The 21,057-nt window shown below is 60.2% G+C and carries 23 protein-coding genes; 15 read left to right on the top strand and 8 right to left on the bottom strand.

Annotated features, from left to right (window positions below; genetic code table 11):
• Nucleotides 1–10 precede the first annotated feature (10 nt).
• Nucleotides 11–553: a cysteine hydrolase family protein gene (locus ACP7A2_RS02400; RefSeq protein WP_348058205.1), complete on the top strand. Its 543-nt coding sequence runs from the start codon at nt 11–13 to the stop codon at nt 551–553.
• A 4-nt stretch (nt 554–557) separates the two neighbouring features.
• Nucleotides 558–1,541, top strand: coding sequence for a GlxA family transcriptional regulator (locus tag ACP7A2_RS02395; protein WP_426132931.1), 984 nt, complete (start codon nt 558–560; stop codon nt 1,539–1,541).
• Here ACP7A2_RS02395 and ACP7A2_RS02390 read toward each other — a convergent pair.
• Together ACP7A2_RS02390 and ACP7A2_RS02385 are read right to left on the bottom strand one after the other, a co-directional pair.
• A complete protein-coding gene (locus tag ACP7A2_RS02390) occupies nt 1,512–1,679 on the bottom strand; it encodes a DUF2986 domain-containing protein (protein ID WP_426132930.1) in 168 nt (55 codons plus the stop codon). The genes ACP7A2_RS02395 and ACP7A2_RS02390 overlap by 30 nt on opposite strands.
• A 65-nt stretch (nt 1,680–1,744) precedes the next feature.
• Complete coding sequence (locus tag ACP7A2_RS02385; protein WP_426132929.1) at nt 1,745–2,944, bottom strand: MFS transporter; 1,200 nt, start codon at nt 2,942–2,944, stop codon at nt 1,745–1,747.
• 115 nt (nt 2,945–3,059) lie between these two features.
• On the opposite strand from ACP7A2_RS02385, the gene ACP7A2_RS02380 reads away from it, so the two are divergent.
• The gene (locus ACP7A2_RS02380) at nt 3,060–3,986 is read left to right on the top strand and encodes a LysR family transcriptional regulator (protein WP_426132928.1); all 927 of its coding nucleotides are present in this window, start codon (nt 3,060–3,062) and stop codon (nt 3,984–3,986) included.
• Between the two features lie 249 nt (nt 3,987–4,235).
• On the opposite strand, the gene ACP7A2_RS02375 is transcribed toward ACP7A2_RS02380, so the two are convergent.
• A complete protein-coding gene (locus tag ACP7A2_RS02375) occupies nt 4,236–5,264 on the bottom strand; it encodes an alpha/beta hydrolase family protein (RefSeq protein WP_426132927.1) in 1,029 nt (342 codons plus the stop codon).
• A 163-nt stretch (nt 5,265–5,427) separates the two neighbouring features.
• On the opposite strand from ACP7A2_RS02375, the gene ACP7A2_RS02370 reads away from it, so the two are divergent.
• Nucleotides 5,428–5,841 carry a DoxX family protein gene (locus ACP7A2_RS02370; protein ID WP_426132926.1) on the top strand — a complete coding sequence of 138 codons (414 nt, stop codon included), beginning with the start codon at nt 5,428–5,430 and terminating at the stop codon, nt 5,839–5,841.
• 91 nt (nt 5,842–5,932) lie between these two features.
• Here the strand turns inward: ACP7A2_RS02370 and ACP7A2_RS02365 are convergent, their stop codons facing one another.
• On the bottom strand, nt 5,933–6,271 hold the full coding sequence (locus tag ACP7A2_RS02365; RefSeq protein WP_426132925.1) for a hypothetical protein: 339 nt from the start codon (nt 6,269–6,271) through the stop codon (nt 5,933–5,935).
• 123 nt (nt 6,272–6,394) lie between these two features.
• On the opposite strand from ACP7A2_RS02365, the gene msrA reads away from it, so the two are divergent.
• The 3 genes from msrA (at nt 6,395) to ACP7A2_RS02350 (ending at nt 8,268) form a co-directional block, all read left to right on the top strand.
• On the top strand, nt 6,395–6,901 hold the full coding sequence (msrA, locus tag ACP7A2_RS02360) for a peptide-methionine (S)-S-oxide reductase MsrA (protein WP_426132924.1): 507 nt from the start codon (nt 6,395–6,397) through the stop codon (nt 6,899–6,901).
• Between the two features lie 174 nt (nt 6,902–7,075).
• Nucleotides 7,076–7,609, top strand: coding sequence for a GNAT family N-acetyltransferase (locus tag ACP7A2_RS02355; RefSeq protein ID WP_426132923.1), 534 nt, complete (start codon nt 7,076–7,078; stop codon nt 7,607–7,609).
• Nucleotides 7,609–8,268 carry a hypothetical protein gene (locus ACP7A2_RS02350; RefSeq protein ID WP_426132922.1) on the top strand — a complete coding sequence of 220 codons (660 nt, stop codon included), beginning with the start codon at nt 7,609–7,611 and terminating at the stop codon, nt 8,266–8,268. Before ACP7A2_RS02355 ends, ACP7A2_RS02350 begins: the two co-directional genes overlap by 1 nt.
• A 277-nt stretch (nt 8,269–8,545) precedes the next feature.
• On the opposite strand, the gene ACP7A2_RS02345 is transcribed toward ACP7A2_RS02350, so the two are convergent.
• The 4 genes from ACP7A2_RS02345 to ACP7A2_RS02330 all read right to left on the bottom strand — a co-directional run bounded on the left by ACP7A2_RS02345 (nt 8,546) and on the right by ACP7A2_RS02330 (nt 11,401).
• Nucleotides 8,546–8,797, bottom strand: a complete 252-nt coding sequence (locus ACP7A2_RS02345) for a DUF6124 family protein (RefSeq protein WP_426132921.1) — start codon at nt 8,795–8,797, stop codon at nt 8,546–8,548.
• A gap of 322 nt (nt 8,798–9,119) precedes the next feature.
• The gene (locus ACP7A2_RS02340; RefSeq protein ID WP_426132920.1) at nt 9,120–10,370 is read right to left on the bottom strand and encodes a flavin-containing monooxygenase; all 1,251 of its coding nucleotides are present in this window, start codon (nt 10,368–10,370) and stop codon (nt 9,120–9,122) included.
• Nucleotides 10,371–10,520: 150 nt separating this feature from the next.
• The gene (locus ACP7A2_RS02335; protein ID WP_426132919.1) at nt 10,521–10,961 is read right to left on the bottom strand and encodes a type II 3-dehydroquinate dehydratase; all 441 of its coding nucleotides are present in this window, start codon (nt 10,959–10,961) and stop codon (nt 10,521–10,523) included.
• A 17-nt stretch (nt 10,962–10,978) separates the two neighbouring features.
• On the bottom strand, nt 10,979–11,401 hold the full coding sequence (locus ACP7A2_RS02330; RefSeq protein WP_426132918.1) for a RidA family protein: 423 nt from the start codon (nt 11,399–11,401) through the stop codon (nt 10,979–10,981).
• Between the two features lie 187 nt (nt 11,402–11,588).
• Between ACP7A2_RS02330 and ACP7A2_RS02325 the strand changes: the two genes are divergently transcribed.
• The 8 genes from ACP7A2_RS02325 to ACP7A2_RS02290 all read left to right on the top strand — a co-directional run bounded on the left by ACP7A2_RS02325 (nt 11,589) and on the right by ACP7A2_RS02290 (nt 21,057).
• Nucleotides 11,589–12,740, top strand: a complete 1,152-nt coding sequence (locus ACP7A2_RS02325; RefSeq protein WP_426132917.1) for an MFS transporter — start codon at nt 11,589–11,591, stop codon at nt 12,738–12,740.
• Between the two features lie 39 nt (nt 12,741–12,779).
• Nucleotides 12,780–14,042 carry an MASE1 domain-containing protein gene (locus tag ACP7A2_RS02320; RefSeq protein ID WP_426132916.1) on the top strand — a complete coding sequence of 421 codons (1,263 nt, stop codon included), beginning with the start codon at nt 12,780–12,782 and terminating at the stop codon, nt 14,040–14,042.
• A 46-nt stretch (nt 14,043–14,088) separates the two neighbouring features.
• Nucleotides 14,089–15,438, top strand: a complete 1,350-nt coding sequence (locus tag ACP7A2_RS02315; RefSeq protein WP_426132915.1) for a hypothetical protein — start codon at nt 14,089–14,091, stop codon at nt 15,436–15,438.
• 248 nt (nt 15,439–15,686) lie between these two features.
• A complete protein-coding gene (locus ACP7A2_RS02310; RefSeq protein WP_426132914.1) occupies nt 15,687–16,661 on the top strand; it encodes a LysR family transcriptional regulator in 975 nt (324 codons plus the stop codon).
• A gap of 319 nt (nt 16,662–16,980) precedes the next feature.
• A complete protein-coding gene (locus tag ACP7A2_RS02305; protein ID WP_426132913.1) occupies nt 16,981–18,498 on the top strand; it encodes an amino acid ABC transporter permease/ATP-binding protein in 1,518 nt (505 codons plus the stop codon).
• Between the two features lie 25 nt (nt 18,499–18,523).
• Nucleotides 18,524–19,396, top strand: a complete 873-nt coding sequence (locus tag ACP7A2_RS02300) for a phytanoyl-CoA dioxygenase family protein (protein ID WP_426132912.1) — start codon at nt 18,524–18,526, stop codon at nt 19,394–19,396.
• 44 nt (nt 19,397–19,440) lie between these two features.
• Complete coding sequence (locus ACP7A2_RS02295; protein WP_426132911.1) at nt 19,441–20,271, top strand: ABC transporter substrate-binding protein; 831 nt, start codon at nt 19,441–19,443, stop codon at nt 20,269–20,271.
• Nucleotides 20,272–20,325: 54 nt separating this feature from the next.
• The gene (locus ACP7A2_RS02290) at nt 20,326–21,057 is read left to right on the top strand and encodes a class II aldolase and adducin N-terminal domain-containing protein (RefSeq protein ID WP_426132910.1); all 732 of its coding nucleotides are present in this window, start codon (nt 20,326–20,328) and stop codon (nt 21,055–21,057) included.

Genomic DNA, 21,057 nt, shown 5'->3' with positions numbered 1-21,057 from the left:
AGGACTCACCATGCAGCGCAAAGCCTTGATCGTTATCGATGCCCAGCATTCCTTTCGCCATTCCACCTATTGGTCTGAAAATGACCTGCCGGGTTACCTGGAAAAACAGCAAGCCCTGATCGACGGATGTGTTCAACAGGGCATCCCGGTGGTACAAGTTTTCCATGTTGAGGAGCAGGGGCATTTTTCCATGGCATCGGGTAACGTCAGGGCCTTGAGCGAATTATCGATCAACCCCGACCTGATCATTCACAAGCGCTACCACAGCGCCTTCGCCGGCACGCCCCTGGCCGCGCGGCTTACCGAGATGGGCGTCACGTCGTTGATCATCAGCGGCATCCGTACCGAACAGTGCTGCGAAACCACCACGCGCCAGGCCTCGGACAGTGGCTTTGCCGTGGACTTCGTCAGCGAAGCCACGCTGACCTTTGCGATGACCCACGCGCGCAGTGGCCGGGTTTACACCCCGGCCGAGATTCGCGAGCGCACCGAGCTGGTTCTGGAGGAGCGTTTTGCCCGTATCCTCACCGTCGCCCAAGCCCTGGAGAGTTGAACCCGTGAGCGTGCCGGTACTGTTCGTGTTGTTGCCCAATGTGCTGATGCTGGACCTCGCAGGCCCGGCGGAAGTGCTGCGCCTGGCCGCGCAAATCGAGGACCCGGCGGCGGTGGATTTCGACTTGCAATACGCCAGCCCCGTGGCGGCGCTGCAAACCTCCATCGGCTTGCCCCTCAGCGGTTTGGCGGCGCTGCCACAGAACCTCGCGCCCGGCACGCTGGTGGTGTTGGTGGGCTCCACGTCGAAGGTGACGAAAGCACGGCAGCAGGCATTTGAGTCGGCGAGTAATACGCTGGTGCAGTGGCTGCAAACTGTTTTCGCACCCTCGGGCGAACGGCTGGTGTGCGTGTGCGCCGGTGCATTGACCGCCGCGCGGGCGGGGCTGCTCGATGGTCGCCAATGCACCACGCACCATGCGCTGTGCGAGACGTTGCAGGCCATGGCGCCCAAGGCGAAGGTGCTGGAAAACCGCCTGTACGTCACCGACGGCCCGATCAGTTGCAGCGCCGGGATCACGGCAGGTATCGATTTGATGCTGCACCTGGTAGCCGAACTGGCCGGGCCGCGGCTGGCCAGCGCCGTTGCGCGGGACATGGTGGTGTACATGCGCCGCAGCGGCGCCGACCCGCAGTTGTCGCCCTGGACGTGGGGCCGTGACCATTTGCATCCGGCGGTGCATCGGGTGCAGGACGCCCTCGCAGCAAACCCCGGTGATGCCTGGACCGTCACGCGCATGGCAGACCTGGCCTACACCAGCAGCCGCCACCTGGCGCGGTTATTCCAGGAACATGTGGGTGTCAGCCCCCTGGATTACCTGCACCAGCTGCGGTTGGCGGTGGCCCGCGCGTTATTGGCGGAATCGAACCTGGACATGGAGGCGGTGGCCGAACGCGCAGGGTTTGGGTCGGCGCGTCATTTGCGGCGTATCTGGGGCAAATACGAGAAGGGCACTCCTTCAGCTGGGCGTGTCGCCGGTTTCGGCTGAGTCTGGCGTGGCCTCGGCCGCCAGTTTCAGGCGGTCGGCTTTGCTGATGTAGATGTCTTTGTTTTTCGGTGCGAGTTTGGCGCTGGCCTTTTTGGCTTTGGCCTTGAAGAGCTGCTTCAGTTTCTTTTGGCGATTCATGGGTGGCTACTCAGCGGTTAATGGCCTGAATGATATCAGCTTAATAAACCGCGTCAGAACCCTGCTTAGTCGGCGGCAGTTGTGACTTCCCCAGCCAATGAAACACCGAGGAAATACAACAGCCCCCCGGCCAGGACGAACAGCACCAGCAGGTAGAAAATGTAGTGCGCCGGCTGCGTGGCCAGCACAAACCCACACAGCACCGGCCCCAGCGCGGCGCCGACATTGCTCAGGTTTTGCGCGGCGTAGTACATGCCGCGCAGGTGGCGGGGTGCGATGTTGTCGATGAACATGTATTCGGCGGGGAATACGATGATTTCACCCACCGTGAAAACCGCCATCGACACCGCCCAGAACATCAGCGTGGTCGACAGCGCAAAACCGCCCAGGCCAAGGGCAAACATGCCTAACCCACCCGCGAGCCACAGGTTCAGGTGCTTATGGGTGATTCGCTTACCGAGGCTGTATTGCAGGCCGATCACCATCAGGGCGTTCGTCGCAACGAGGGTGCTGATGATTTCATAGGTCGCCTGGGGCGTAGTGGTGACGACCAGGTATTGCGAGAGATACGCCGTGAACTGGCCGAACACCACGGCGCTCAGCACTCCACCGAGGGTAAAGCACACCAGCCGATAATCGCGCAGCAGCACGCGGCCCACCGCCAGAAACGGTATTTTTTCGCCGGTCTCACCCGTCGCCAGGCGTCTGTCGCCCCACACGAAATAGATAAAAAAGAACCCCGCACCCAGCCCTGCAGACATCAAAAAAGGCAGGCTCATATCGATCCCCGCCAAGCCCGCCCCCACAAATGGCCCGACGGCGTAACCGATGTTGGTCAGCGTGTATTTGATCGAGAACACTTCACCGCGCTGGTCCACCGGGACCAGGCTGGCAAAGGCCGATTTCACCGCGATGTCGATGACGGAATACGCCAGGTTCACCGACACCAGGCAGCCGTAGAACAACCACAACTCGGGCGCGACAAATGCCCCGAGAAAGCCTGCGGTGAATATGCCGCAGAACGTCAGGATAAGCCGGTAACTCGACATCCGGTCCACCAGAAAGCCGCCATACAGACTCAACAACGAGCCGATGATCAAGGTGCTGCCGATTACCAGGCCAATGTCGGCAACGCTCAAGCCAAAGTTGCCCGCCAAGTAAATCACCAGGTAGGGCAGGGTGATCGCGCGGGCAAGGGTCAACACCAGTGAGGCAGACAGCAGCAGGTTGAGGGTCGAAGGGTAATGTCTAAGCGTCGCCAGCATCCGTGCCTCATTGTCGGGTTGTATAAAGTCCGAGCAGCTTACTGTTGACTGCGTTTCTGATTTAGGATGTTTTTTACCGAGATACAAGAACTGAAATCATCAATCAAGGATGGCCATGTTTTCCTCCGAACGCTTGAAAGGGATCGACGTATTCGTCTGCGTCGCGCAGTTCGGCAGCTTCACGGCAGCCGCCGAGAAATTGAACCTCACCGCGTCGGCCATCAGTAAAAGCGTGGCCCGCCTGGAAAAACGCCTGGGCGTGCAACTGTTTCAGCGGACCACGCGCAAACTGGCGCTGACGGATGCCGGCACCGCGTTTCTGCGCACCTGCACCGGCGTGCTGGCCGACCTCGAAGAGGCCGAGGTGTCACTCCAGAGCGAAAACACCGAGCCGCGCGGGCGGGTGCGCATTGACTTGCCCAGTGCGTATGGCCGCGCACAGGTGTTGCCGGTGCTGCTGCAGTGTGCGAAAGCGCACCCCTTGCTTATGCCGCACATCACCTTCAGCGACGGCTACATCAACCCGCTGGAGGAAGGCGTCGATATCGTGGTGCGTATCGGCCATGCAGACGCCTGGCCGCCAGCAGTGGAGCATCGCCTGCTCGCTCAGGAACGGCACTTGTTTTGCGCATCGCCGGGCTATCTGGCGCGGCGCGGCACGCCGTTGTCGGAGCGGGATTTGGACCACCACCAATGCCTCGCCTATGGCTGGGTCGACGGCCGGATCAGCCCCTGGCGCTATGCGGGCGAGAACGGCGCGACCCTGCGCAGGCAAGTTACCCCGCACCTGGTGCTGGGGGTGGGCGATGGTTTGGTGATGGCTGCTGAGGCGGGTTGCGGTATTGCGCAGTTGCCGTCGTGGTCGATACAGCGACAGTTGGAGGCGGGGACGCTGGTGGAGGTGCTGCCGCAGTTGGCGATTCAGGGAATGGATATCTATGTGGCATGGGTTAAAAGCCGCGCGGCGCTGCCAAAGGTTCGGGTGGTGGTGGAGGCGCTGATTGAGGGGTTGGGCGCGGTTAGCGTTTCGGCCTTTGCTTGAAACGGGCTGGCGGAGTGGGTCAGGCGGTATCTCTGTTGGCAGTGCCGCCGTCTTCGCAGGCAAGCCAGCTCCCACAGTAGAACTGCATCGCTGGCAAGAAAGTGTTAGGCACGATGGCACTGTGCCCTAACAAAAACTGCAAGTCCCCTGTGGGAGCTGGCTTGCCTGCGATGGCGGTGTAACAGACGATATCGCTGCTGACAGTGCCGCCGCCTTCCCAGGCAACCCAGCTCCCACACTGAGCCTGAACTACTTCGCCAAAAACTCCGAAATCAGCCCGATCACCTGTTGCTGAATCACCTCCCGTGGCCGCGCGCCTTCGCCATCCCGGCAAATCATGCCGTCCCCCGGCGAACCCTCTTCAATCAACGCAATCGCCCCTGGCTTGCATATCGGCATAAAGCTGAAGTGGTTGGCGTCGCTGATTGCCACGTAAGTCGTCGACGCTTTGGGCAACCGCCTGGCCAAGTCGGCAGATTCCAGTTCGGCAGGCATATCCTCCGAGGGTGCGCCGCCGGCAATCACCAGCGCCGGCACCGGCAGTTTGGCCAGGCTGGCGTCGGTGAAGCCGCGTGACAGGCCCAGGTCCAACGACACAATGGCGGTGACGCGCTTGTCACTCAAGTCGGCGGCCAAGTGAGCCTTCAAGGCGGGTGTTCCGGCAGGGTTCATCTCATGGTAGGCAATGCAGCCACCCAACTTAGGGTGTGCGTCGCAGTCGCGGCTGAACAGGTCGGGGTCGAAGCGTGCGCCGGCGATTTCCAGCGCGGTCCAGCCGCCGAGAGAATGGCCAATCACGGCAATCCGGTGTTTCTCAACCGCGCCAAATTGCTTCGGCTGCGCCAGCACCGCATCAATCGCGCGGCTCAGGTCGGCGGGGCGCTTCCATACCTGCGCGGCGGCCTGCGGTTCGCGGTTTTTGGTGGTGGTGCCCGGGTGGTTAACCGCCGCCACGATGTAGCCCTTGTGCGCCAATGCACTGGCCAACCACACCTGTTTGCCCCAGTTGCCACCGTAACCGTGGGACAGCACAACCAAGGGATGCGCGCCTGCCGCTGGCGGTGCATCGGGCACACCGAGGGCGCCGATAAAGACCACGGTGTCAGCAATCAACTCGGGTTTGGCAGTCGTTTTAGCCGGGTACCACACCACCAGTTCCAGTGGGTTGTTGTGTTGCGCATCGTGAAGGGTCTCGGTGCGAAAACCGATGGGGCTTTCTGCTGCAATTGCAGGCGTAGCCAGGGCCAGCAAAAGCAGGGCGGTGAGGGCGTTTTTCACTGTTATTATCGTCCTTGATTATGTGTCGGCGCATCATGCCTTGAAATTCGAAGCGAGCGCATCCCCCCCGCGCGAACGAAAGTAGATGCTGCGAACGAGTGGAATTGACTAAGGTTAAGCAACTGCCAATCACAAACCCACCCCCCCTAAAGAGAGCGAAGCCATGCGATACACCCTGTTCGAGCGTCAACGCGACCTGATCATCCTGATTGCCCGCATCCTGCTGATGCTGCTGTTCGTGACCTCCGGCTGGGGCAAACTCACCGGGTTCAGCGGCACCGTCGAGTACTTCACCTCCATCGGCGCACCGCTGCCCTCCATCGCCGCCTCGGTGGCCGTGCTTATGGAGTTCGGTGTCGGCATCCTGCTGCTGATCGGTTTCTACACACGGCCGCTGGCGTTGTTGATGGCCCTGTTCGTCCTGGGTACGGCCATCATCGGCCACCACTTCTGGGACATGGTCGAACCGGCCAAATCGGCCAACACGGTTCAGTTCTTCAAGAACATGAGCATCATCGGCGGACTTTTGCTGCTCAGCATGACCGGAGCGGGGCGTTATTCCCTTGATCGTCGATAAACCGGGGAAGCTGATGCGCGACTGAAACGTTGCCTGAGTGCATCAAGCTTTTCTTGGGAGGAGAATCGGGGAGAGGTCCCGATTCTCTTACTCACCACAGCAATGCTTCAACTTCGTCGTATTTATCCGCCACCTTCAAGAAAACGTCCGCCCAGCCGCTGCTCAGGCTCACCTCTTGCAGCGGGCCGGTTGCGGCAAACAGCACCGCTAGGCTCATCTTTTCAGGCAAGCCGCCAGACTTGAGTGTGCTGAGCAAGCCAACTAACTCTGACGTTGCGTGAGCTTCGTTCTCCCAGCTGGACCAGCAGAAGTCGTTGTCGGGGAGTGAAATCAGCTCAATAGCGGCTTCAAGTACGTGGATGAGACTCTCAATGGGATCGTCCCGATTGATCTGGCTGTGAATCAACGCCTTCGTGCGATCCAGCTTCATAACGTGGCGAACCCCTCATCGTGTGCACAGTGAAGCAGCATAGCGAAGATAGGCGGCATGCCCACCTTGGTATCCGCCAACCCGGCCCCATAACTACACCTGTATCCACTGAGGTGACCGACCATGACCAACCCAACCGAAACCGCCATCCTCGCCGGCGGCTGCTTCTGGGGCATGCAAGACCTGTTGCGCCGCTACCCCGGCGTGCTGCACACGCGCGTCGGCTACACCGGCGGCGACGTGCCTAACGCCACCTACCGCAACCACGGCACCCATGCCGAAGCGATTGAAATCGTGTTTGACCCGGCCGTGATCACGTACCGGCAGATTCTTGAGTTTTTCTTCCAGATACACGACCCCAGCACGCCTAACCGTCAGGGCAATGATCTAGGGCCTGGCTACCGCTCGGCGATCTATTACCTGAGCGAGCAGCAGCGCGAGGTTGCCAAAGACACCGCTGCCGACGTCGATGCGTCGAAGCTGTGGCCGGGCCCCGTGGTGACCGAGATCGAACCGGCGGGGCCATTCTGGGAAGCGGAGCCGGAGCATCAGGATTATCTGGAGCGCATACCGAATGGCTACACCTGCCACTTCATTCGGCCGAACTGGAAGCTGCCGAAGCGCGATTGACCGTAGGGCCGTTAAACCCGGCGCCTGGAAAACCAGCCCCGTAAAAAGCCCAACCTCGCGTTGGGCTTTTTTGCGTCTGCACGGCGTTGGGGTCTGTTCATCGATACGTCAGATTGGGATGCTATGACGGTACATCTCCAGCAAGCACTCTGTGTCCGAAGAAGGAATACTTCGATGATCCGTCACGCATTACCCTCCGACGCCAAAGCCATTGCCCACGTGCATGTCAGCAGTTGGCAACAAGCGTATCGCGACCTCATGCCTGCCGACTATTTGAACTCGCTGAACGCGACGCTGGCTCAGCGGGAAGCCAATTGGATACGCGCGATTGAAGCGGGTGAGCTAAAAGTATGGGTGGCTGAACTGAATGAGCAGGTTGTGGGTTGGATATCAGTTGGCGCCAGCCGGGATAGCGATGTTGCCGAGGGCAATATAGGCGAGGTCATGGCCATCTATGTGTTAGCGGAATACTGGCACACGGGTACGGGTCTGGCATTGTGGAATGCAGGCTTGCAGTGGTTGAGAGAGCAGGGCTATCAGTGTCTGACGCTTTGGGTTTTGACCGGCAATGAACGGGCTATTCGGTTTTATCGCAGGGCAGGATGCAGTGAGGAAACAGGCAGTGAGCGCACGCTTGAGAGGGGCGGTATGTCGCTGGTGGAAGTGAGGTATCGACTCCCTTTTGTCCCATTAATCAAGGAAGCATGATGCAAGCCCCAACCTTTTCCATTGTCCGGATAGACCAGATCCACGAGATCATTGCGCCCGTTGTAGAGCCATTTTTGCAGCCGCTGGGTTTTGAGGTGCAAGCGCCTCTGACGTGGCTACGCAGTGAGGATGCGCCGATTCGCCAGATTTTTTGCCTCAAGCAGTGGAAGGGAGGCGCGCTGGCGCCTGCGTGGGGGCTGTCGCTGGATTTCGTTCCACATCTTTCCGGCAATCAAATCAAATGGCACCGAACGCCCAAATCGGCGCGACTTGATCTGACGTGGGATGTGCGCGATCGAGCGATGGACATTTCCTATATGTACGGGCCCGAAGTGACTGCGCGCGATGCCCCGCGCATTTTGGGAGCCGCCGTGGCGAAGGCTGAAACCTTCTGGAGCAGTGCCCGCGCGGTATCAGATCTGCCTCAAGCGTTTGAACAGGTGAAGCAACATCTGTCGTCCGGCGGGGTGGGGTTTTACAACTACGTGCAACACCCGCTTGCCTACGCGTTTGTACTGGCCATGAATGGCAAACCCGATGCTGCTGAAGCGGAGCTTCAGCGCTTTACGGCGAGCCTTTCAGTGCAAGCCACTGAAAAACTGCATGCCGTATTTGCCGATTTGGTCCGCCGGGAAGGGCACGTGCATGGAAAGGCTTGATCGCTTGAACGAGTGTCTGCAAGCGCATGACTGTGTTATTTCGATCAACATAGCCCGGATTTTTCACGTTTAGTGAGGCGAATTTTGAGGGAGCAATACGCTAGAGAAGAGAGGAGACGTGTCGCTGGTCCAGGTGATTTATCGATGCGTTTGATATAGCTAGTTCAACCAGCACGGAATGCCTGGACGCTCAAGCAAGAAAACCGTCGGAAACCACCGAGTCGTCCTGACGAAATTTAAACGACTCGGCGGTTTGTCGGCTTACAGCGCTGAAATGTCAGCTTTGCGCTACCGAGACCTCTCGCTCCATCAGCTTATCTATCAACAAAACCCCCAGCTCACTTAACTGGTGAATCGCCAACGCTACATCGCGTTGCTTGCCCGTCAAATCCTCAGAAAGATCGAGCAGCAAGGCGGTTACCGAAGAAAAGGTTTCATAGCTGTTGGCGATCAGGGTTTCACTGCTTGCGTCGGCGGCGACGCTGAACAAGCCGGGTGGTGGAGGCGGGTTGGGCGTGACTTTATGCATGTGTGTTGTACCTGATTAGGGCCAACACCTCTTCGCTACTAAACAAAGGGGTGGCAGCTGTGCACAGGTTAGTAGACCGGGGAAACACACAAAGCCGGCGCGCCCGAGGGCGCCCTGCGCACAGCCACCATCAAGTACAGACAAAAACATCTGAGGGATGGGGCTCATGCACTTTATGTTGTCACGCAGGCTACTAAACCCGATCACTGAGTTTTCAGCGACCGGGCAACCTTAGAGACGCCCACTCCAGCGCACAAGCCGGCGGATTCTGACGCACGCGTAGGCAAAGGAGCAAGGCGCTGTCGCCTCGGACTTTTCTGTTTCAGGGCTTGCTGTAGGACATGTACTCATTCTGCAAAACAATATGGTCGGCCACGTACTTCGCGTCGTGCCACACGCCGTAGATAAACGACGAGGCACGGTTGACCAGGTTGGGCAGGCCGAGGAAGTAAATCCCGCTCTGCGCCGAGATTCCACGCTTGTGGAACGGCTCGCCTTTTTCGTCGAAGGCGTCGACTTGCAGCCAGCTGAAATCGAACTTGAAGCCCGTCGCCCACAGAATGGTGGTCACGCCAACCTCGGCCAGGTTCAGGCTGAGCGTGGGGTTTACCAGGCATTCGGGGTCGGGCAGCAGTTCCCAGGCTTCGGGTTCCTGGGGGAAGGGCAAGCCATTGGCTTCGATGTAGGCGTCGGCGTCGCGCAGCACGTCAAAGTAGGCGCGGTCGCCTTCGGCCACGTTGGCGGCCAGGCCCGGTTCGAAGGTCATGACGCCGTCGTCCCAGTTGCGGGTGACGCCGACGAGGTGGACGCCCTGGTGGGCGAGTCGGCGGAAGTCCACGGTCTTACCGCCTTCGTAGCCACTGACGGCAAAGGCCACGTGCTTTTTCTTCGGCTGGATTTTGACTTCGTCCCACAAGCCCAATGCCCCCAGCCACCAGCAATAGTCGCGGCCACGGTAGGCGCGGGGCGGGCGGTAGTGTTCGCCCACGGAGAGGTAGACGGTTCTGCCGGCCTTTTGCAGTTCTTCGGCGATTTGTGAGCCGGAGGCACCGGCGCCGATGACGAGTACGGCGCCTGCGGGCAGTTGGCCGGGGTTTTTGTAGGTGGAGGAGTGCAGTTGGTGCAGCGGTGCCGAGGCCGGAACGATGGCGGGAATGGACGGGCGCTGGAACGGGCCGGTGGCGGCGACCACGTTGATGGCTTCGATCACGCCGGCCGAGGTGGTGACTTTGAAGCCGGGGCGGCCCACGTGGCGTTCCACTTGCAGCACTTCCACACCGGTGCGCACCGGCGCTTGCAGTTTGTGAGCGTAGGCTTCGAAGTAGTCGGCCATGCGCTCTTTCGGCGGGAAGGCTTCGGGGGAAATGCCTTCAAACGTGAGGCCGGGAAAGCGGTCGTGCCAGGCTGGGCCATTGGCGACCAGCGAGTCCCAGCGCTCGGAGCGCCAGCGTTCGGCGATGCGGTGGCGCTCAAGCACGATGTGCGGCACGCCCATCAGGGAAAGGTGTTCGCTCATGGCAACCCCGGCCTGGCCTGCGCCGACGACCAAAGTGTTGATGGTTTCTACTGACATGGGGGGTTCCTGAGTAAAAGATTTATGGGCAACGCCGGGGCTCGAAGGTGGGAGCTGGCTTGCCTGCGATGCGGGCACCACGGTGCATCAGGCAGACCGGGTTGATGCCATCGCAGGCAAGCCAGCTCCCACATTGGAGCGGTGGTGTACTTACGGTTTGAGCAAGGCGGCCACCGCAGTCAGGGCCAGTTCATAACCCAGTGCCCCCAACCCTGCGATCACGCCGGTGGCGGCTTTGGACACGTAGGACTGATGCCGAAAACTCTCGCGCTTCCAGATATTGCTCATGTGCGCTTCGATGATCGGGCCGTTGAACGCCAGCAGCGCATCCAGTATCGGCACCGAGCTGTAGCTCAACCCGGCGGCATTGATCACGATGGCGTCACCCTTCAGCCGGGCCTCTTGAATCCAGTCCACCAGCACGCCTTCGTGGTTGCTTTGGCGAAAGTGCAACGTCAGCCCCAGCTCGCTGGCGTGGCGGTGGCAACGCGCTTCGATGCCTGCAAAACTCTCGCTGCCGTAGGTGCCGTTCTGGTCCAGCCCGTAGAGGTTGGCGTTAGGCCCATTGAGGAAAAACACGCGGTGGCTCATGGCGTACTCCAGGCTATTCAGGGCTGCCAGTCATCGGGCACCACGGCGATCACGTCGATTTCCATCAGCCATTCCGGCTGGCCCAGGCCGGAAATCACCAGCCCGGTGGAGATCGGGAACACGCCTTTGAGCCACTTGCCGACCTCCTGGTACACCGGCTCGCGGTAGCGCGGGTCGATCAGGTAGGTGGTGGTTTTGACGATGTGCGACAGGTCGGAACCGGCTTCCTCAAGCAGTTGCTTGACGTTTTTCATGGCCTGCTCGGCTTGGGCGCGCGGGTCGCCGAGGCCGATCAGGTTGCCGTCGAAGTCGGTGCCGATCTGCCCGCGTACATAGATGGTGTTGCCAGCGCGAACGGCCTGGCACAGGTCGTTGTCCAGCGCCTGGTTGGGGTAGGTCTGTTTGGTGTTGAACATGCGGATGCGGGTGTGGGTGGGCATGGCGTCGACTCATCGCAAGCGGGATGAAAACAGCTTCACACCGCTCCGGTTCTGGCGAAACCAGCATTTGTGCGGGGTAGTGCTTAGGAAAAACCGAAGCCGGTGCCTTATAGTTCGGTATCAACGCCGCACCCCTTGATTACGGGTCAATGACTGACGCCTGGCACTCACCAAAACAAGGACGCCGATGAAAATTCTGATGGATAACCGTAACAAGCTGCTCATTACCCTGACCGTGATGATTTTTGGATTGAGTTACGGTTTGAGCGCGCCCTTGATTGCAATCAAGTTGACCACTGCGGGCTTCAGCGAGGTGTACGTTGGCATCAACGCCGCGATGCATGCGGTGGGTGTGTTTGCCATCGCGCCCTTTCTGCCGATGCTGTGCCGTCGGTTCAGCCCCAGGCTGTTGTTGGGGTTTTCGCTGGGCGCGCTGGTGGTGTTGTTGGCTGCATTCCCTTTCGTTCCCATCGAAGCCTGGGTTTTACTGCGCCTGGGCCTTGGGCTGTTCAGCGAAATCATCATGGTGGTGTCGGAAACCTGGCTGAACCACACCACAGTGGAGCAGGCGCGGGCAAAAACCATGGCGATGTATGTGGCCAGCCTGTCGCTGGGGTTTGCCCTGGGGCCGTTCATTCTGTCCTGGGTGGGCAATGCGTCGTCGGCGGCCTTCCTTGTCGGCAGTTTGATTACACTGCTCGCCGGCCTCTCACTGCTCGGGATCAAAACCGATGGCCGCCCGATTGCCCACGAAAAGGGCCGCCCGCTCTCACTGTATGTGCGCATCGCACTGCTTGCCCTGGTGGCGGCTGCACTGAACGGCGCCCTTGAAAGCGCCGGCATGAACATGCTGGTGATTTACGCGATCAACGTGGGCTGGCCGGTGCAGCAGGCCACGTGGTTGCTGTCTATGCTGTTGTGTGGCGCGATCGTTTTGCAGTTGCCGATTGGCTGGCTCGCCGACCGCATGGACCGCCGTCGCCTGGTCATCGTGCTGTCGGCGCTTTCAGCGGTAGGCGCGCTGATCTGGCCGTTGGCACTGACGCAGCGCTGGCTTTCGTATGGGCTGTTGTTCGTGTGGGGCGGTGTGTTTGTCGGGATTTATACGGTGGTGGTCACGCAGGTCGGTGAGCGTTTCAGCGGCACCGAACTGGTCGGGGTTTACAGCGCACTGTCGGTTGCCTGGGGCATTGGCGCGCTGTTGGGACCGGTATTGGCCGGTGTCTCGATGCAATTGGGCCTCCACGGTTTGCCCTTGCTCACCGCCGCACTGTGCGCACTGTTCACGCTGTTTGCCGTGAGGCACAAACAGCCCACACACACGCCCCCTCAGGCGTGAACCCGCAGCATCCTTATTATTGAATTGGAAAAAAACGTCGTGATCCTACCCAGGGCTTTATTGCAAGCCGCCACCTTATTGATGTGGGCGCTGGCCTATTACGTGACAGGCCTTATTTCACTTGAGTTCGATGACCCTGTTTCCCAGGTGGCCGTGGTGTGGTTCCCGGCGGGCGTGGCCGTTTCGGCGTTCCTCATCTCGCAACGTTCGCGTTGGCCACTGCTGTTTGTGGTGCTGCTGACCACGCGAATCGTTCTGGAATACCTGTGGCGACACGACTGGGCCTCTACACTGGTGCATTCGGGCCTGTCCCTGAGTGCGGCCCTCTGCATTGCCTGGCTGGTGCGCCGCTTTGCCCGGCCCAATGACGATTTGCACGCCATTGTGCTGTGGATAATTGCCACCGTGGTGGTGTGCGCACTGCAAGCTGCACTGATCGGCGCCTGGCTGTCCCTTGCGCGCGACGTGCCGCTGCAGCGCCTGCTGTGGGTGATATGGATCGCCAACATCACCGGGGTTATTTTCAGCACGATTGCGATCATGAGCCTGCTGCATGTCGATCTGAATATCTATCGCACCGGGTGGCTGGCCAGGCTCAGCGGAGTGATCGCCTTTTTCCTGATGTGCCTGAGTACCTGGTTTATCTTTGGCGTCGATTCTCCGTGGTTAAAGTCCAGTATTACCGACTCGGCCGGGTCTGCCATGAACTTTGCGCTGGCGTGTATTCCGATCATCTTTTGCGTGGTTGTTTCGGTCACCTGGGGCGGGCGAGGGGCGACGCTGGCCTTGCTGACGCTGGCGACTCTGGTGATTCATCACACCGACATGGGGCAAGGGCCGTTTTTCCTCAAGGGGCTGAACCCGGGTGAACCACTGTTGTTAGCCCAGTGCTACCTGTGCGCGACGGCCTTGTTGCTGGTTTTTCTGCGGGTGCTGGCCAAGTCAGCGCGACGTTACGACCTGGACACCGGCCGGGCGGCGGGTGAGGGGGTGATGTACCGCTTGCACCCCGTGTCAGGCGAGATTTACTGGGACGACAACCTGCGTGAGGTGCTGGGCATCGACGCGCCGGTGTTGTCGACCATCAACGACGTGCTTGAACGCGTAGACCCCAATGACCAGGAAAAACTTCGGCAACATTGGTCCACTCAGCAGCGCAGGCAGGGCGGCGCCTCGCTGACGTTTCGCATCACGGCGCAGGGTTCGGATACGCGGGTTATCTGCGATAACACGCCGGGCCTGATTGCAGATTCCAGCGGTGAGGTGATCGTGGGCAACTGGCAGATCAGTCACTACGAATGATGATGCAGCACTTTGATTGGCAACCTTGGTACCAGGGAAACAACTCATGATTCAAATCGCATTGCTGTTGTTTGGCGCAGAATTCGTCCGCTCCAGAGCCAAATTCATCGGTGGTCTGGGTTTACTGTGGGGCGTGATGGGCGCCGGCGTGCTGATCGACGGCATGGACGGGGTGTTGTATTTCCCGATGAAGGCGTTCGGCATTCTGCTGCTGTTGGAAAGCCTGATCACACTGAGCGTCGCGTCAAGCGGTATCGGTGCGCAAAAGGCCGTGCTGTTTTTCAAGGGCGGCGTGTGCTTCTTCGTGTCCCTGTTGATTCTGGCCAACAAGACCTACAGCAACCTGTTACTGGCGATTATTTTCGGCTTCTCCTACTTCATTTTTGGCTTGCTGGTGATCACGTCGGCGTTTGTCGTCAGGTACCCGCATTGGCGCTTTTCAGTGGTTACCGGCAGTGCCAAGGTGATCTTCGCCCTGTTGCTGTTCACGCCTTACCCGGTGGGCTACCAGTCAACGGTGTCGTTTTTCATCGGGTCATTGATGATCGTCAGCGGCATCAGTGCCCTGCGAGTGGCCAGGCGCGCCAGTTTACTGGTGCGTGGCACGTCCTCGTTTGAGCTGCTGACGCCCCGTGCACCGGTCATGAGCCTCACTATAAAGTCGGCGGTCAAACCGGAACTCGTCACGGTAGCTGCCAACCCGCCAAGCCATGAGCCTTTGGTGGTGCATATCTGGACGCCGGAGGGCACGGCGGAAAATACACCGGTGCCGCGACCGATCATCAACCGCTACATCGCCGCAGTGGACAGCCAGGGCGTGATTTCCACTGGGCACGCAGCCCTAGAGTTGCAGCCCTCGATCTATATCAGCCTGTACCCCGCCGCCGATATCGACCGCTCGCCGTCGGAGTTCTTCCGGATACTCAAGGCCACCCGGGACAATGATGTGCCGGGTACCTTTCAGCCTGACTATGCGAAAGAGGCGGCCGATTGGTGTGAGTCGGACCGCAAGATACTGTTTCACCACTACAACAGCAGTGCCCTTGAGCATTTCTGGATGAACTACAGCCTCGACAACCGCTACAACCTCACCTACCGCAACTGTTCCAGCACCGTCGCCTATGCGCTCGAGGCATCCCTGGATGGCGCGCTGGCCTTTCGCAGCGAGCGCTGGCGAGACTGTTTGCGCACCCTGTTCATGCCTGAACTCTGGATTGCAGCGCAAGTGCGCAGGCGTGCGCTGACCATGGCCTGGACCCCAGGCCTGGTGATGGATTACGCCAGGGCGCTGCGAGCCGTCGTGCACCCGGTGCCGCAGTCCTGGTTTCAGCGCATGCCGTGGAAGGCGCGTCACGTTGATACCCTTTCAAACGACGCGCCAGGCGGCCCAAAGTAAAAACCCACCCGGATACGGCAACTGTGGCGAGCGGGCTTGCCCCGCGTTGGGTTGCGAAGCGACCCCAAAACCCAACGGCCGAAGAGTGCCTGATTCACCGCATTCTTCCTTATAGGGCTGCTTCGCAGCCCAACGCGGGGCAAGCCCGCTCGCCACGGGGTACTTATCGGCTGTTCTTCTTGGCTGGCAGCACCCGGCACGAACCCTGCAACAGCGTCCACGTAGCCTATTGTTGCCGTGGAGGCGTGATGCTCAGTCGAATTACTCAACGCCAGCTGGAATATTTCGTCGCGTCCGGCGAGGCGGGCAGCATCAGCGCGGCGGCGGAGCGCATCCATGTGTCGTCGCCGTCGATCTCGGCGGCGATCACCCATATGGAGGCGGAGCTGGGCATTCAGCTGTTTGTACGCCACCACGCTCAGGGCATTTCCCTCACGGCCGTGGGGCGCCAGGTCATGCAGGAAGCCAAGCTGATCCTGGAGCAGATGAACAACCTTTACACCATCGCCTCGGAGTCGCTGAATACCGTGCGCGGGCCGTTGCGGGTGGGCTGTTTGGAGTCGCTGGCGCCGATGATCACGCCGGAACTGGTGTTTGGTTTTGGCCGCGCGTTTCCCGGCGTACGCCTGACTCAGGCCGAAGGCAACCACGAGGAGTTGCTCGAAAAACTGCGCAGCGGCGAGCTGGATATCGCCCTGACTTATGACCTGGTGACCAGCCCCGACATCGACTTTCAACCCCTGGCGCATCTGCCGCCGTACGTGATGGTCGGTGAATATCACCCGCTGGCGAGCCTGCCGGCAGTCAGCATGCAGGACCTTGAGGCGTACCCGGTGGTGCTGCTCGACACGCCCTGGAGCCGTGACTATTTCCTCAGCCTGTTCATGCAGGCGGGCACCACGCCGAACATCATCATGCGCTCCACCAACCTCGAAACGGTGCGCGCGATGGTGGGCAATGGCATTGGCTATTCATTTGCGAATGCGCGGCCTAAATCCAACGTGTCCCAGGACGGCAAACGGGTCATTCGCCTGCGCCTGGCGGGCTCGCACCGGCCGATGCGCCTGGGCTACGCCACGGCCAGCAACACGCAGCTGTCGCGCGTGGTGTCGGCGTTTGCCGAGCGCTGCCGCATGTTTGTGTCCGACCAGTACATCCCCGGCATGGCCCCGCCGAGCTTTTTTGATCCGCACGCGGTGCGGGTGTTGAGTGGTGTGAGCTGAGAGCGCACCAATAAGTGGCGCGCTCGTTGTTAGTGAATCGGGCGCGCACCATTTTGGGCGATGCACCCAACCCTCAGAACACTGCCGATCAAATGTGGGAGCTGGCTTGCCTGCGATAGCGGTCCGCCGGTGGATTGAGATGCCAACAGACCGACCCCCCAAGCAGGCAAGCCAGCTCCCACAGGGGGTCCAGGCTGTGTTCAGTGCTGCATAGGTTCTGCCTACCCAGTGCCCCGGCTTTTACGAATTGACCCCAACCGCCTCCCGCCACGACTCTGAACCCATCGATGTAGATCAACTTATTCAGGGCACCACGACGATGACATTCGACTGGCACTACATGTTTGGTTTACTCAGCGATGCCGAGTTCTGGCGCGCGACGTGGACGGTCATCAAACTCAGTACCCTGACCTGGCTCTTGAGCATCGCGTTGGGCTTCCTGCTGGCCCTGGCCAAACAATCCAAAAGCCCGCTGCTCAGCCTGCCGGCGCGCGCCTACATTTGGCTGTTTCGCAGCCTGCCACTGCTGGTGCTGCTGATCTTCATCTACAACTTGCCCCAAGCGCTGCCCGGCACCTCAGCGGTGCTGGCCGACCCGTTCTGGTCCGGCCTGCTGGCGCTGGTGATCTGCGAAACCGCCTATGTGGCCGAGATCCATCGCGGCGGTTTGCTCTCGATTCCCAAGGGGCAGGGCGAAGCCGCGCGGGCATTGGGCTTGAGGTTCTTTGGTAGCCAAATCCGCGTGGTGATTCCCCAGGCCTTGCGCGTTGCGTTGCCGTCGTTGGCCAACGAATACATCTCCATCGTCAAGCTCACCTCCCTGGTGTCGGTGATCTCCCTCACTGAAATCCTGATGGTCGGCCAGCGCCTGTATTCGCAGAACTTTCTGGTGATCGAAACCATGGCGGCGGTGGCGTTTTTCTACGTGTTTATCGTCACCGTGTTCGACTTTTTGCTCAAACGCCTGGAGCGCTTCCTCGACGTTAACCAGCGCAATGTCTCCCGCGTGCCGGACGCGGCGGTGCTCGCCCTGGCCACCCAACAACGCCCGGCAATAACGCGCCCCGCCAGCACCGGCGTTGCCGCGCTGCAAGCCTCGCGGTTGCACAAGGCTTACAACGACATTGAGGTGCTCGGCTCGGTCAATTTGCAGGTGCAGCCCGGTGAAGTGGTGTCGGTGATCGGGCCGTCGGGCTCGGGTAAAACCACGCTGATTCGCCTGCTCAACGGCCTTGAGCAACTGGACAACGGCGAGATTCATATCAACGGCCTGCCGTTCATACACCTGAATAAATCCGGCGCGCTCAAACCCCAGTACATCGAGCACGCCGAGCACCGCTTGAACATCGGCATGGTGTTCCAGAGCTTCAACCTGTTCCCGCATTTGAGCGTGCTCGACAACCTGTTGATGGCGCCCAAATACCATCGCCTGGGAACGACCTCCGAGCTGAAACAACAGGCCTACGCGTTGCTGCACAAGGTGGGCATGCTCGACCACGCCTGGAAGTACCCGCACCAGTTGTCCGGCGGCCAACAACAACGCGTGGCGATTGCCCGCGCCTTGATGATGCGCCCGCAAATCATGCTGTTCGACGAGCCGACCTCGGCCCTCGACCCGGAAAAAGTCAACGAAGTGCTCCAGGTCATCGAAGCCCTGGCCGGGGAGGGCATCACCATGGTGATCGTCACCCACGAGATGAATTTCGCTTTCAAGGTCTCTGACCGCATCGTCTTCATGGAGAAGGGCCGCGTGGTCTGCGACGACACGCCGGTTGCCTTGCGCAGCGGCCACAACCCACGCGTGGAGGCGTTCCTCAAGGACGTCTCGCTGGCGTGACCCTTTAACGTTGAGGAACCAGAAAATGATCGGGCAAGCGCAAATCGAACAATTCCAGCGTGACGGATATTTGGTGGTGCAAGACGTGCTGTCACCTGACGAAGTGGCCGCACTGCAACATGACTTCGATCAGTGGGTGGAAGAAAGCCGCCGCCACACTGAAGGCTGGGGCGCCACGGTGGATGGCCGCGCGCGGTTTGATCTGGAGGGTGATCACCGCCCGGATCACCCGTCGCTGCGCCGGGTCAGTTCACCCACGGAGATTTCCCCGGTGTATGAACGCGTAGCGTTGCAGTCGCGCATGGCGGCGATTTCCGCACAGCTGATTGGCGCCGGCGGCACGCGTTTTCATCACAGCAAGATCAACTCGAAACTGCCGCACACCGCGACCCAGGTGAAGTGGCACCAGGACTTTCTGTTCACGCCGCACAGCAATGACGACATCGTCACCGCCTTGCTGATGGTCAGCGAAGTCACCCCGCAAAACGGGCCGCTGAATGTGATACCCGGCAGCCACAAAGGCCCGCTGTGGTCGCACTGGCAGAACCAGCGCTTCACCGGTTCTGTGGACGATGCAGTGGTTGAAGAACACTGCCAGCAAACGGTGGCCTGTTACGGCCCGGCCGGTTCCGTGTGCTTTATGCACACGCGCCTTTTGCATGCGTCAAGCCCTAACGAGACCGAACTGCCGCGCACCCTGTTCATCAGCGTCTACGCCGCTGAAGACGCGCTGCCATTTGGCGAAAACCCGCTGCCAAGCGCACACGCCGGCCTGCTGGTGGCCGGTGAAGAAAGCGGCCTGGTGCGCTCCACGGACAACCACATGCGCTTGCCGCAAAAACCCCGTGGTGCGTCCTTTTTCGTGCAACAGGCCGGTCAAGACTCCGCCACTGCCTGACTGCTTAACCCACGAGCTTCCCAAAACCCTTGCAGGTAATGACCATGACAGCGTTTCGTAAAAGTGTTCGCCCCTTTGCCGTGTGCCTGCTGGGCGCTGCGGTTGCACTGACGTCGTTGGCCGCTTCGGCGTTCCAGCAGGAAGGCAAGATCATCGCCGGTTCCGACGTGACCTTCTTCCCCTATGAATACATGGACAACAACAAGCCGGCGGGCTTTGACATCGAGTTCATGGAAGGCCTGGGCAAGGTCATGGGCCGCAAGGTCGAGACCCTCGACACGCGCTTCCCCAACCTGATCACCGGCCTGCAAGCCGGGCGTTTTGACGTGACCAACTCGTCGATGTACATCACTGCCGAGCGGATCAAAGTCATCGATATGATCCCGTACCTGAAAAGCGGCGAGTCGATCCTTACCCTCAAAGACAGCGCCTACCAGCCCAAGACCCCGGAAGATTTCTGCGGCCACAAGCTTGGCTCCATGGGCGCCACGTCCTGGCTGGCGCAAATGCACAAGCTGTCGGATGAATACTGCGTGGCCAAGGGCTTGAAGCCGATCGCCATCAGTGAATACAGCACCGACCCGCAAACCACTCAGGCGTTGCTGGCTCACGCGGTTGAAGCGCAGATCACCGACGCCGCCGTTGCCCGTGGCGTGATCGACAAGCTCGGCAGCCGTGTGGTGATTTCCTCCGACACCCTGATCTACCCGGTGCTCAACGGCTTCGGCGTGAAGAAGGGCAATGACGAGGTGAAAAAAGCCCTGGTCGATGGCCTGGCGAAATACCGCACCACCCCTGAGTACGCCGCCTTGCTCAAGAAGTACAACTTCCAGGCACCCACTGACGCCGACATCGCCGAACTGATGCCGAAGTAACTCTATCGCGCGCGCCGCAGCCCGCTGCGGCGCGCGCCCTGCGGAGACCGATTCATGGCGTTATCCCTTGAAGAACAGGCGCGCATTGATCTGGCGGCGACCTTTCGCATCATTGCCCATGTGGGCATGCACGAAGCGGTGGCCAACCACCTCAGCGCTGCCGTGTCCGCCGATGGCAAACAGTTTTTGCTCAACCCCAAGTGGAAGCATTTTTCGCGCATTCGAGCGAGTGACTTGCTGCTGCTGAACGCGGACGACCCGGCCAGCGCTGACCACCCGGACGTGGACGCCACCGCCTGGTCGATCCATGGGCAGATTCACCGCCTGTTGCCGCACACCCGCGCCGTGCTGCACTTGCACCCCATCTACACCACCGCCGTGGCTTGCCTGGCCACGCCGCACATCCCGCCGATCGACCAGAACACCGCCCGCTATTTCAACCGTGTGGCGGTGGATGAACTCTACGGCGGCATGGCCGACACCGAAGCCGAGGGCGCACGTTTGGCCGGGTTGCTCGACGGCAAAAGCCGCCTGCTGATGGGCAACCACGGCGTGATGGTCACCGGCGTGTCCATCGGCGAAGCGTTCGACGACATCTGGACCCTGGAGCGCGCTTGCCAGATTCTGGTTACCGCGTGGTCCACCGGGCAGCCGTTGCGCGTGCTGTCGGACGAAGTGGCAGAGAAAACCGCGCGGGGCTGGGAAGGCATTACGGACTTCTCGCGTCAGCACTTTGAAGAGATGAAGCAATTGATGATCGACGCCGACCCTTCGGTGCTCGACTGA

This window comes from Pseudomonas sp. PWP3-1b2 (assembly GCF_049896045.1).
GTDB classification, from domain to species: domain Bacteria; phylum Pseudomonadota; class Gammaproteobacteria; order Pseudomonadales; family Pseudomonadaceae; genus Aquipseudomonas; species Aquipseudomonas antarctica_B.
The sequence above is the reverse complement of the archived record's forward strand: the minus strand, read 5'-3'. Positions and strand labels throughout refer to the sequence as shown.